The 13,463-nt window shown below is 45.0% G+C and carries 9 protein-coding genes; 4 read left to right on the top strand and 5 right to left on the bottom strand.

Translation table 11 applies throughout. The features are described from left to right. Positions 1–79: 79 nt before the first annotated feature. From VM932_RS13130 to VM932_RS13110, 5 genes are all read right to left on the bottom strand, one after another. Positions 80–3,226, bottom strand: a complete 3,147-nt coding sequence (locus tag VM932_RS13130; RefSeq protein WP_326279210.1) for an efflux RND transporter permease subunit — start codon at positions 3,224–3,226, stop codon at positions 80–82. A gap of 8 nt (positions 3,227–3,234) precedes the next feature. Beyond that, positions 3,235–4,443 (bottom strand): efflux RND transporter periplasmic adaptor subunit, encoded by a 1,209-nt coding sequence (locus VM932_RS13125; RefSeq protein WP_326279209.1) that lies wholly within the window; start codon positions 4,441–4,443, stop codon positions 3,235–3,237. Further along, positions 4,433–5,887: an efflux transporter outer membrane subunit gene (locus VM932_RS13120; protein ID WP_326279208.1), complete on the bottom strand. Its 1,455-nt coding sequence runs from the start codon at positions 5,885–5,887 to the stop codon at positions 4,433–4,435. Before VM932_RS13120 ends, VM932_RS13125 begins: the two co-directional genes overlap by 11 nt. A gap of 307 nt (positions 5,888–6,194) precedes the next feature. Continuing rightward, positions 6,195–8,732 (bottom strand): ABC transporter permease, encoded by a 2,538-nt coding sequence (locus VM932_RS13115; protein WP_326279207.1) that lies wholly within the window; start codon positions 8,730–8,732, stop codon positions 6,195–6,197. A 1-nt stretch (position 8,733) separates the two neighbouring features. Then, positions 8,734–9,411, bottom strand: coding sequence for an ABC transporter ATP-binding protein (locus VM932_RS13110; RefSeq protein ID WP_293162391.1), 678 nt, complete (start codon positions 9,409–9,411; stop codon positions 8,734–8,736). Positions 9,412–9,454: 43 nt separating this feature from the next. Here VM932_RS13110 and VM932_RS13105 point away from each other — a divergent pair, with 43 nt between their 5' ends. The 4 genes from VM932_RS13105 (at position 9,455) to VM932_RS13090 (ending at position 13,453) form a co-directional block, all read left to right on the top strand. After that, the gene (locus VM932_RS13105; RefSeq protein ID WP_326279206.1) at positions 9,455–10,156 is read left to right on the top strand and encodes an arylesterase; all 702 of its coding nucleotides are present in this window, start codon (positions 9,455–9,457) and stop codon (positions 10,154–10,156) included. A gap of 55 nt (positions 10,157–10,211) precedes the next feature. Beyond that, positions 10,212–11,570, top strand: a complete 1,359-nt coding sequence (locus VM932_RS13100; protein WP_326279205.1) for a TolB family protein — start codon at positions 10,212–10,214, stop codon at positions 11,568–11,570. 25 nt (positions 11,571–11,595) lie between these two features. Continuing rightward, positions 11,596–12,993, top strand: a complete 1,398-nt coding sequence (locus tag VM932_RS13095) for a Gfo/Idh/MocA family protein (protein WP_326279204.1) — start codon at positions 11,596–11,598, stop codon at positions 12,991–12,993. Between the two features lie 169 nt (positions 12,994–13,162). After that, positions 13,163–13,453, top strand: coding sequence for an ArsR/SmtB family transcription factor (locus VM932_RS13090; RefSeq protein WP_326279203.1), 291 nt, complete (start codon positions 13,163–13,165; stop codon positions 13,451–13,453). The last annotated feature ends 10 nt before the right edge of the window (positions 13,454–13,463 follow it).

The following is a 13,463-nucleotide window of genomic DNA, read 5'->3' as shown; positions in this document are numbered from 1 at the left end:
TAAAATACGTAACCTTTTAGTCACCGTCCTCAAATTTGATCAAAATCGGATGTGAAGGGAATACGGCCCGAAACCGGTATTAGGAAACGGTGCCTTCAGAAACATCCACCTCCTTGACGGTCCTTCCTTTTTGAATGGACAGCCTTATATCTTCCAAAACCAAATATAGACAGGGTACGATCACCAAGATGATCGCCGTGGCGAACACAATACCAAATCCCAAGGAAATGGCCATCGGAATCAAATAAAAGGCTTGACTGGATGTTTCCAAAATAATGGGGGCCAGCCCACCAAAGGTAGTCATGGTCGTTAAAATAATGGGACGGAATCTTCGTAACCCTGCTTCGTGAATGGATTTGTAGATAGGGTGTCCTTCTTTTCGGCGTTTGTTGGCATAGTCAATCATGATTAAAGAATCATTGACCACCACGCCGGACAATGCTATAACTCCCATAAGACTCACCAAGGAAAGATCGTAGCCCAACAAAATATGGCCGATAACGGCTCCAACAATTCCAAAGGGAATGGCCGTCATCACGATCAAGGGTTGCACATAGCTGCCAAAGGCAATGGCCAATAGGGCATAGATCAGCAACATGGCAATGGCAAAACCGGAACGCAGCGTACTTGTGCTTTCCCGCATATCAGCCTGACTTCCTTCGAAGGTCCATGTTATTCCGGGAAAATCCGCCCTAAGCTGGGGCAAGGTCTCTTCCTGTACTTTGGCGATGACCCTATTTACGGTATTTGCGGGTTCCACGTCCATTCCGACGTTGACCACTCTACGGCCGTCCCTTCGGTTTATACTGGTAAACGCTTCGCGCTGTTTCACCTCAACAACATCCATCAAGGGTACTTCTACCCCATCCTGCGTTCTAATGAGAAAGTTTTCCAGGTTTCTGATATCCTTTCGTTCCTCCATGGGCAGTTTTACCCGTACTTCCACCTCATCCATACCTCTGAGCTGGCGCATCGCCAGGGCTCCAAAGAAGCCATTTCTTACCTGTCTCCCTACATCATTGGAGGTTAACCCAAGGGTTCTGCCCTGTGGCAACAGATTGAAATCATATTGCATCTTCCCATTGTTGTAGTTGTCAGTAACATCGCGGGTATTGGAAAAAGCTTCCATACGCTCCACAAATGCCTCACTGGCTTTTTCCAGCACCTCAATATCGGGATGGCTCAAATCAATGCTTATGGCCTGTCGTGCCCCTCCAGGTCCACGCTCTGCCTCAAAAGTAATTTGATCAACGCCCTCAATATCCCCAATATTATCACGCCAGAGTTCAATGACTTCCCCTGCAGTAATATCCCTTTGATCGGGTGGCAACATCACGATTTCCACATCGATAAAGTTCTGTCCCCTTACATTGGTCTTGATGCCTTCGGCAACTTCATATAGGTTATGTTCTTCAAACATTCTTTGGGTTGCATCGGAAATATCGTGTGCGACCTTTGCCGCTTGGTCCGGTGTGGTACCTACGGGCAAACGCACCCCCGCCTCAATTTCATCCGCTGCTACCTCGGGCATCATGATCATGCCCATATGGCCACTATACCCGTACCCGCCCACGATCAACAAAAGGGCCAAGGCACTGCACAATGTAATGTAGCGGTGTTTCAGGCACTTATCCAGCAATGGACGGTAGCGCCTGTCCACAAATTCATTGAATGTATTGGCGAAAGAACTTTGCCACCCCTCCAATTTATGCACCCATTTGTTCTTACTTGGATCTTTCTTCAAATGAGCCAAGTGTGATGGCAGGATGAACAATGCTTCCAACAAGGATACGGCCAATATCACGATGACGACCGCAGGCAATGGTTGCCAGAATTTACCTGTTTCGCCCGGCATAAACAGTAAGGGTACAAAGGCAATAATGGTGGTGGTAATACTGAAAATAACAGGTTTGGATACATCTTTGGTCCCTGCAATTGCCGCTTTTAAGGGGCTCAATCCCTTTTTACGGTATTCGTAGACATTTTCCCCTACCACAATGGCATCGTCCACCACGATGCCCAGTACGACCAAGAACCCGAACATGGAAATCATATTGACGCTTATTCCGATCAGGGGCAGGAAAATAATCCCTCCGATAAAGGATACGGTCATGCCCATCATCACCCAGAAGGCCAGTCGGTATTCCAAGAACAAGGTAAGGATCAACAATACGATAATAATGGCCAATATACCGTTCTCGGTCAATAGGGACAATCGCTCTCTATAATCGGATGCCCTATTGCTATCAACACGGTGATTAACTCCTGGAGGCAACTTAAAGTCCTCCAAGATACTGAGTACGGCATCCTCAATTTCCAAAGGGGATTGGTCACCGGCCCTAAAAATCTGAAGTCCCACATAATTTTGTTGATTGAATTGGCCGTGAAACCCGGTTTCTTCAAAACCATCGGTAATGGTAGCAATGTCGCTGAGACTTACCTTGGCTCCGGAGGGTGCCGTTACAACGGTGATGTTTCCATATTCCTCGGCCCATTGTTTACGCTCTTTCATCCGCAACAAAATTTCCCCGCTCTGGGTCTGCACCGCACCTGCGGGCACATCGTTACTACTTTGCTGGATAATGTCGGCTACCTGCCCGAGGGTAAGGTTGTATTTTTGAAGGTTGTTCCTTGTAATTTCGATCCGGGTCTCGTAATCGGGGACATTGTTGAGTTCTACCTGCGTAATTTCGGGATCGCTCAACAAAATGGTCCGTAATCGCTCCGCGAGTATCCGCAGGGTCCAAATGTCGGTCTCCCCGTATAGACCGATTTGCAACACATCCCGCTGTCGTGACCTTAAACTTACTTCGGGGCGTTCGATATCGGCGGGAAATGTTCGGATACGGTTGATGGCCTGATCAATATCCTGAAAGGCTTTCATACGCTCAAAACCGGCAACCAGTTCAATGCTGATTTCCCCAGAACCCTCATTGGCCTGGGAAACGATTTCCTTGATGCCCTGGACACCGCGCACGGCTTCCTCAACAGGCTGCAGCACGCCTTGTTCCACTTCGGCAGGGGAGGCTCCCGGGTAGGCTACCGATACATCCACAAAGTCGAGCTGGAATTCGGGAAAAACTTCCTTTTGGATGGTATACATGGTAAATATCCCCCCGCCCAACAATATCAGCATCAATAAATTGGCGGCAATGGAATTTCTTGCCATAAAGCCTATGGCCCCTTCTTTTCTCACTTTTCTGTCCGGATCTTTTTCTTCCATCATAGCAACTTTTAGTCGTTTTCCCCTTGCGAAGTCTCCTTGCCTCCTGTACGTAATTCTATCCCGTTGGTGACCGTGCTCAAGTTTGTGACCACCACTTTTTCTCCCTGTTCCAGGCCTGACCTTATATAAGCGTGTTCATTATCGGTAAGGATGATGTCCAATTCCCGTATTTCCAAAAGCCCATCTTTCATTACCCATGCGGTTTGATCGCTTCTGATCAGATCCCTATCGATGCGCACGACATCGGGAATGGGTTCCGCCTCGATGTTCACTTCCACAAAAGCCCCGATCATCAACTTGGGGGCGCCTTTCAATTCTTTTGATGTTGCCAAAGGGTCTTCTACCCGAACCAAAACCCTGGCCAGTCGGGTCTGGGCGTCCAAAGCACCGATCTGTCCGTTCAAATACCCTTCACGGTGGGCGCCTTTTGTCCATGCCGATGGGTTTTCAATATGGACCAAAGACCCTCTTTCAGAGTCCGATTCGGGAAACTTTAACCATTGCAGTCGGGAAATTGGAACAGTTGCCGTTACCCAATAACTATCGGTCCCAACGATCCTACCCAGATTATCCCCTTGCGCCACTTGGCTCCCCACAGTGACATTCTGGCTCAAAATATGGGCATCGAAAGGTGCACGGATGGTGGTTCGCTCCAAATTCAATTGTGCTTGGTTCAAGGAGGCTCGTGCAGCTTCAATGGTGGCCTTGACCGCATTTAATTGTGGCTTACGCAGAACCAACTGTGTTTCGTTATCGGAAAGTGGGTTGTCCCCGAAAAGGGAATCGTTGTTTATAAGTTGAAGGTCTTGTTCGGCTATCTGCTGACGTCCCATTTCGGTGGCCAAGGTAGTTTCGGATTGCAAAAGTTCGCTTTTTCGGAGCTCCAATGTGTTTTGATAGTCCGAAGGGTCTATCTGCAGCAGTACTTCTCCCTTTTTTACAAAACCACCGGGAGTGAATGCTGGATCCCGACGAATGATCTGCCCCGAAACCAAAGGACTTAAAATTACATCCTCCACGGGTTGCACAATACCTGTTGCCACAATGGTCGGGGCAAAAGTACCTTTCTCCACCGAGACTACATCCACCAAAATAGCGGTCTCGATGGTGGCCCCTTCCTGTTGTGCTTCAGGTTCGGTGGAAAATATGAGTGTTGTTACCAATATTCCCCCCAAGAGAATGGCCAAACAAATCAACATTAATTTTTTATTGCTCATAGAATTCGTCCCTTTTATTTTTTTGATCAACCAAATTTCTTCCCGTATCAAATCCTCCTGCCAATGCCCGGTACAAGGCTATCCTTATTTGCACGTGCTGCAATTGGGCAGCAACATAATCTCTTCGCAATTGTTGTTCTTGGTCCAGGCCCAAAAGCACATCGAGGTATGGACTGAAGCCATTTAAAAACTCGACCCGTAATTGCTTGTTGCTTTTTTCGGCCAATTCCAGTTGTCTGGCAATATTGTCCAATCGTTCTGCTTGCTTCATATCTTGGGTCAAGGCATCTTCAACTTCTCTAAAAGCAACCAAAGTAGCCTGCCCATACTCGTATAATCGTTGCTTTTTGATTGCTGTGGCCCTATCAACCTCGGCCTTTAATTGTCCTCCATAAAATAGTGGTGCCAAAATATTACCTGCCAACGAATACGCCCAATTATCAAAAAGGTTATCAAAATTATTGGAACGAAGCTGTCCGCGACCGCTCAAAGTAATTCGTGGATATTTACTTTGGACCGCTGAGGCCATATCCCTGTCCGCGGCCAACAAGGTTGCAAAGGATTGTTTTAAATCAGGTCTTCTGCGAACCAATTCCAAGGGCAGGCCCGTTTTTGGCAATTCGGGGACAGTGGGCATTGTAGCCCCATCCAAGACAATTCCTTCTTGAGGTTGTTTACCCAAAAGTACGGCCAATTGGTTTTTTAAAAGTTGAATATTGGTTTCAAAAATTATCTTCTGTTCCTTGGTGCTTTCCAGTAACTGGGCTTGCCGTAAAATATCTACCGCCCGTAGTTGACCACCCACAAAACGAGAACGTATCAGTTTAATGATGGCTTCGTTGGTTTTGATCTGGTCTTCGGTTATCTGCAATTGTCTTTTAGCGGCCTGCAATTGATACCAAGTAGTGGCAATTTCGGCAGAGAGTGACAAGGAAAGGGTCTGGTAGTCGAAATAGCTGGCTTCTGACCTAAATTTTTCTGCGTTTACGGCAGTACCGATACGACCCCATAAATCGAGTTCGTAACTGGACAAAAATCCCAACTGTGTATTCTCACCACCAACGAAATCCGGTTCTGGAAGGGTTCTTGCCGTCTGTGCCGACGCTTCAATGGCTGGCCATTTATTGGAGGCTTGGGACCTGACCGTGGCCCTGGTCGACAAAAATTGTTGCCAAGTGGCAGCCAAGTTTAAATTGGACTGCATTGCGCTATCTATCAGTATGTTTAATTTATCGTCATTAAAAACTTCCCACCACTTATCAGTGACCAAGGAATCCCCACTTGCTGTAAACTCTTGAAAATCATCAATTGGAGGTGATAGGTCTGCATATTTGGGAGAGCAATTGAAATAGAGCAATCCAAAAAAAGAAAAAAGGAACAAAACTGTGAAGCTCTGTCTGTTTTTGATGTATAAATAATACCCCTCTGTTTTGTTTTTTCCCATTGTCTTGATTTGATAAACTAAGTTTAACAAAAAACACCACCACTTTAATTAAGTGAATTTCAAGATGGTTTGAAAAAAAAAACATTCAAACAACCGTACAGACCCCGTCAACAACAAAAATTGCCCCAAAAAGCAGGTTTTGAACGGATTTAAGGGTTCCGCCCATAGGAAAAATTCCCCAATTTGTTTAAGGTTGGGATTTTTAGCAGCTTTCTTTTCAACTCCAACTCTCTCAATGGTTGTTGCTGTAATCATTATCCCACAAGGTTGGTATATGGATAATGGTTAAGATAACCATATGGGTTCACTACTCCTTTTCCTTCTTTAAAACGGAAAGCGGAGAGTTCCTTACAATACTTATACTATTTCCCACACCCAAGGCAAAAACCAATAGGGTAATGGCGGGAAGTATCACAAAGAACGGCACCCATGAAAGAGTAAAAGTGGTTTCAAACAACATATAGGCCAACAAGGTACTTCCTAAAACAGCGAGCAACACCCCCATAAAAGCCCCCAAAAACCCGAGGACGGCGTACTCAATGGCGATCATTTTTAAAATTTGGGAGCTTTGGGCCCCCAAGGTCCGGAGCAAGGCCCCTTGTTTTACACGTTGGTGCTTGCTGCTGTAAATGGCTCCCATAAGCACTGCAACCCCGACAAATATGCTAAAGAAGGCCATAAAGTTGATGACCCATCCGATTTTCCCCAAAATATCTTCCAACAGACTTAGGATTCGTTTTAAATCCAAAATGGAAACATTGGGGAAATCGCGTACCAATTGTTGCTGGAGTTGGGCAGAGCCTTTATCATCGGCGGTCCTGGTGGTCATTACTCCAAACTGTGGGGCATTTTCGAGTACTCCCGATGGAAAAACTATGGAGAAATTAGGTTGTAACCTGCTCCAATCTACTTCCCTTATGCTCTGTACCACCGTGTTCATAATCCTGCCCTGTACATTAAATGTAACGGCATCCCCAATAGTTACTTTAGCCCTATCAGCAAAATCACTGCTCACAGAGATGGGAACATCGGAATCGGCATCTACGCTGCTTACCCAGCCCCCTTCCAAAATACGTTCGGAATCGATTAAGCTGTCCCGATAGGTCACCCTAAACTCATGGTTCAAAATCCATCTGCTCACTTGCGATGTGGTATCTTTCCTGATAGCTTCCACATGTCTTCCATTAAGGGTTTCCACCCGCATGGTCACAATCGGAATTTTATCAATCACAGGATAACCTGAAGCCTTGATCGTATTGGAAACCCCGTCTACTTGTTGGTTCTGAATGTCCATCAAAATCATGTTGGCACTGTTGGCACTATCCTCAATGGCTGCTTTCTCCAACAGCATATCCTTTGTAAAGTACAGGGTGCTTATCAAAAAAGTTCCGATGCCAATGGCCAATACCAATACCAAGGTTTGGTTTTGGGGCCTGAATAAATTCTTCAAACTCTGGCGGGCAATAAAACTCCACGAATACGGGAAAAACTTTTTCAACATGGCCATAAAGAATCGGGCTACTGCCGTCAAAATCAAAAAGACGACCAAAAGCCCTCCAACAAAAAACAAGGAGCGCATGAAGTCGCCGAGCAACCAAAACGAAAAACTGAATACAAACAACACAATGCCCAAACCAACTGCCGTGGTGGCCCGCTTTGATCGGGATTTCGTTTCCTGGACCACACGCAAGGCCTGCAAAGGCGAAACATACAAAGTTTTCATTAAAGGATAAAGGGCAAAGAGCACGGACATCGCCAATCCCAAGGAAAGTCCCAGCAATACACTTTGAAGCGATAGGACAATATCAACATCCACGGGCAATAAATCGCCCAATAAGATGGGAAACAATTGTTGGAGCGAATAACCAATGGCTGTTCCCAGCAATCCGCCCAAGATTCCCATACAGGCTATTTGAACAAAGAAGATAAGGTAACTCTGCCGTTTTGAAGCCCCCAAACATTTGAGCACGGCAATGGATTTTATCTTCATTTGGACATAAATCCCCATGCCACTGGCAATACCTACGCACCCCAAAAGCAATGCAATAAAACCGACCAGATTGAGGAATTTTCCAAAATTTTCGTAACGGCGTCCCAAGCGTCGAGCTTCGGATAGGTGGGTGTCCAAATCGGCTTCTTCGGCATCCAGTATGGGTTCCACTTTTTCGCCCAAGACGGCCATATCTTGGCCTTCATCGGCCGTGAAATAATATTTGTACTCAACCCGACTACCTGTTTGTACCAGCTCTGTTGATTCAATAAATTGAAAAGGAATCAAAACAGGTGGTGCAATCGCCCCAAAAACCGAGGTACTGCCGGGAACTGTTTCCAATTCCCCTGCTATGGGAAGGGTAACTGCCCCCAACTTTATACTGTCGCCAACCTTTAGGTTGAGCTGAAGCATGGTAGTGGCATCCACCAATGCCCCACGGTTTCTAAAATCGTTTACCGCTGAAACGGGCGTGGTTTCCAATTCTCCATAAAATGGAAAACCGCCTTCCACTCCCCTAACCTCCATGAGCTTGGTACCATTATTTCCCGGAAAGGCTGCCATGGAAAGAAAATTGATCTCGCGCGCATCCGCTCCACCCAAAGAATCCATAATGCCCATTACTTTATCGTTGACGGGCTTATCACTTTCTATAAGGTAATCCGCACCCAAAAGTGCTTTGGACTGTTTAGCAATGTTCTCTTTTAACAATCCACTAAATGACTGGACACTGACCACAGCGGCCACGCCCAAGGTTATAGAGAATACAAACAATAATAGTTTACCATAACTTGCCTTGCCATCGCGCCATGCCATTTTTAGCAACCAAGAAAATCCAGTGTTGTGCTTCCCCATATTAACCAACGGTTTCCTCGATTTTACCCGATCTTAGGCGAATACTTTTATCTGTTTTTTTGGCCAGCTCCAGATCATGGGTCACGATTACAAGTGCGGTGCCCTGCTCTTTGTTGAGTTCAAAAAGCAAATCTTCTATTTTGGTACCTGTTTCATCGTCTAGGTTTCCTGTGGGCTCATCGGCAAAAAGTATGGCAGGTTTGTTGGCAAAGGCACGCGCCAATGCAACACGCTGTTGCTCCCCGCCCGATAATTGGGACGGATAATGGCCTTCCCTATCCTGCAATCCAACCTTGGTCAAAAGTTCCTTCCCCAGATCCGCGGCTTTTTTAACACCTCGAAGTTCCAAGGGAACAATCACATTTTCCAAAGCGGTCAATGTAGGGAGCAATTGAAAGTCCTGAAAAACAAAACCTACATTTTGATTTCGTAATCGTGCCCTTCCGTCTTCATCAAGTTCAAACAAATTTTGGCCGCAAAGCCAAATCTCGCCTTCATCCGTGGTATCCAATCCCGCACAGAGTCCCAACAAGGTGGTTTTTCCACTGCCCGATGGGCCGACAATCGCAAAACTTTCTCCACTTCCCACTTCAAATGAAACATTGTTGAGTACATTGAGGTCGTGTTCCCCACTTCGATAGGTTTTAGAGAGGTGTTGAACTTTTAATATCTTTGACATACCACATTTTAGGTTAAAAATTCTCAAAATACTAAAATAGATCATGACCAAGAAAACCCCGAGCTTCCCATTACCGTTAATGTTTTGTTATTTTTTATCGCTACTACTCCTTGGTTGTGGGGAAAAGAACGCTAAAAGGGATGCCGAGAAGACCTCTCCACCCCAAGAAACAACCGTAACCGAGACCCCCGATTCCAATAAAAAAATCTTGTTTTTTGGTGATAGTCTAACCGCCGGCTATGGGTTGGAGGTCAGTCAGGCCTTTCCCGCGCTTATCCAACAAAAAATAGACTCTTTGGGGTTGGACTATACCGTAATCAATGCCGGGCTCAGTGGAGAAACCACGGCAAGCGGAAAAAATAGGTTGGAATGGGTTTTGCAAGACGATATCGACATCATTATCATAGAATTGGGTGCCAATGATGGGCTGCGGGGTGTCCCGCTTAGGGAAACGGAATCGAATCTTCAAAGCATGGTGGACACCGTCCAAAGCAAATTACCCAATGCCAAGATCATTCTTGCGGGAATGAAGATTCCACCGAACATGGGCCCCGATTACACTTCAAAATTTGAGAGCCTTTTTCCAGAGTTGGCATCTTCGGAAAACATAACATTGATTCCTTTTTTATTGGAAAACGTAGCTGGAATTCCCGAGCTCAATCAGGGGGATGGCATCCATCCCACCGTTGAGGGACAAAAATTAGTGGCTGAAAATGTTTGGGAGGTTTTAGGGCCAATGCTCTAAATTTTTTGTGCGCAAAGTGTATATTTATCGAGCACACAAAACTAAACTAAACATCATGAAGTCATTTTATGTACTTCAGGAGTATACTTTTGGCAGCACACAAGGGTTGTTTCAAAAATATTTCCTGTTCTTTCTGGGGGCACTATGCAGTTTCTCCCTGTATTCCCAGCAGCAAGATTCACTTGCTATCATCAAACTTTTGGAAAATGAAGGGCTTACTTGGCGAATGGGCGACAAAGAAGCTCATGCGAAATACTGGGAAAAACGGCCTTACAGTCGCTTTATGGTATCTACCGCGGATGGGCGCACCATTGATATTCCAATAGAGTCCATCATAGATCCTCCATCCGATATGATCGGGAATGGTGGTTTTGCTTTTCATAGCAACCATAAAATGAAAATTGGTGGCAATACAGCTTGGGTAACGCATGATGAGGTTTCCGTGGATACTTATGGCAAAGAAAGCCTATCCACTGAATTTCGTTTTTTGGAAAAGTTTGATGCCCATTGGAAACTGGTGGCACAATCCATCCATTTTTACGATCATCCACCAGAAAATAAAATTGATACCACCAGCTACATACAAACAGTGGATATTGAAACGGGCAGTATTGAGACCGTACTTGCCATAAACGAACATTTTGAGGCCCCAAACTGGCATCCCAACAATTATTTGATCGTAAACAGTAAGGGAAAACTGTACACTTTGGACTTGGAAACCAAGGATTTGGAGGTGTTGGATACCGATTTTATTGACCAGAGCAACAACGACCACGGGATTTCCGCTGATAGCAAATGGCTGGCCATTAGCCACAACGATGTGACCGATCCCTCGCCCAAACCTTATAAATCCGCTATCTATGTGATGCCTGTTGAAGGTGGAAAACCTAGAAAAGTAACTTCCAAAGTGCCATCCTACTGGCACGGTTGGTCTCCCAACGGAAAACGATTGGCTTATTGCGCAGAACGAAACGGTAATTACGATGTGTATACCATCAGTGTGAATGATGGAAAAGAAAAAAGGTTGACCATGGCCGAAGGGCTGGACGATGGGCCTGAATATTCGCCCGATGGAAAATATATTTATTACAACTCCTATAAATCTGGACACATGCAGATTTGGCGGATGCTTGCCAATGGAAGAAAGCAAGAGCAGTTGACCTTTGATAAAAATTCCAATTGGTTTCCACATCCATCGCCCGATGGAAAATGGATTGCGTATATCGCCTACACTTCCGACCAAAAGCAAGACCATTTGTTCGGCAAACAAGTAAAACTTAGGCTTATGAACATTGAGACGAAGGCCATAAAAGATATTACCCCTGTTTTCTTTGGTGGCCAAGGTACCATCAATGTGCCTTCTTGGAGTCCGGACAGTAAAAAATTGGCCTTTGTGAGTTATTCAGTAAACTAAAACCTATATATAAAATCAACAATTGATGAAAAACAATTCAAACAAAAGAAGAAAATTTTTACGACAGATAGGAGCCACTACTTTGGCCTCTGCTGCCACCCCATTCACATCTTTTGCAGCACAAAAAAAAGCAGAAGAGCGCATGTTACGATATGAAAAAGGATTTTCTAACAACGATAAAATAAGAATCGGAGTAATCGGATACGGGGTACAAGGGCATTTTGACCTAAACACCGCGCTACAAGTTCCCGGGGTTGAACTTGCGGGTATCTGTGACCTGTACAAAGGCAGGTTGGTCCGGGCCCAAGAAGAATTTGGAAAAGACCTGTTTGTTACCCGAAGTTATAAAAATCTATTAGACAGGGATGATATTGACGCCGTGCTAATTTGTACTACCGATGTTTGGCATGCCCAAATAACATTGGATGCCCTTGCGAAAGGCAAACACGTATATCTGGAAAAACCCATGATGCACAAAATTGAGGAGGGCTACCCTATGATGAAAGCGGCCAAAAAATCCGGTAAGGTTGTTCAGATAGGTAGTCAAAGAGTAAGTAGTGTTGGGTATGCCAAGGCCAAAGAACTTTTGGCCGCAGGTGAAATCGGCGACCTTAACATGGTGCAAGCGGCCTGGGACCGACAAAGTTCCATCGGGGCATGGGAATATACCATTCCTGACGACGCCAGTGCGGAAACCACGGATTGGGACACTTTTATAGAGGTAACCGATAAAATGGAGTTTGATGCCAAAAAATTCTTTTGGTGGCGGGCTTTTAAGGAATTTGGTACAGGTGTAGCTGGCGACCTTTATATCCATTTGTTGAGCGGAACCCATTTTATTACGAATTCCAAAGGACCGGAAGATATTTATAGTACAGGCCAATTTAGTTATTGGAAAGATGGTAGAAACATGCCCGATGTAATGTCCGGTGTAATGCAATACCCGGATAGTGAGGAACACCCTGCGTTTCAATTAAATCTGCGCGTAAACTTTATCAGCGGTACGGGAGGCCAGGAAATTATACAAATGATAGGTTCCGAAGGTACCATCACCATAAACGGAAACGATATTACCGTGGGGTACAGCAAAATGCCCGAAGCCCCAGGTTTTGGTGGGTACGACTCTGTATTTACCTTTCCAGAGGAAATGCAAGACCGCATGACGGCCGATTACAATGCCAAATGGACCAAGGCGCAACAAAATAAACATCCAAAAGGCGATGTTATTTACAAAGCGCCCGAAGGCTATAGTGCCCATTTGGACCATTTTACCAATTTTTTTGATGCCATAAGGTCTGGAAAAGAAGTGGTGGAAGATGCTGAATTTGGCTTTAGGGCAGCGGCTCCGGCCTTGGCCTGTAACACCAGTTATTTTGACAAGAAAATAATGACCTGGGATCCCATCAATTTGAAATTGGTCTAAATTCCCAAGTTTCTTTTGGAAGGTATTGGAGGCATTAGGGACTTTTCAATGGTACATCGGATTGTTTCACCATGCTTTGGATATCCTACTGTCTCCTTCCCAAAAGAGGTGTTTTGTCCATAATTACACCCTCCGCCATTGTCACAATTATATTTATTGATATATTTACATGTTTCAATATGTAATTGTTTTGAACCTTAAACAAGTAGAGAAAATATCAAAGGCTTTGAGCGATGTCAATCGTTTGAAGATTCTTCAAGCAATCCAATGCTGTGATGACAAACTTGAATGTAGTACCATCACTGCATCACTACATCTATCACAACCATCGGTAAGCCATCATATAAAAAAATTGGTCGATGCCGAATTGATAGAACCTCAAAAAGAGGGACGGTTCTATTTTTATTCACTCAACAAAAGTGTGATGGAAAACTACTTGAAAGCCCTCAAAAAACTTTAATTTTTATTTC

Origin of the sequence: Flagellimonas halotolerans (assembly GCF_035818535.1) — a bacterium.
GTDB lineage: Bacteria > Bacteroidota > Bacteroidia > Flavobacteriales > Flavobacteriaceae > Flagellimonas > Flagellimonas halotolerans.
This window is presented reverse-complemented; position numbering and strand designations above follow the sequence as displayed.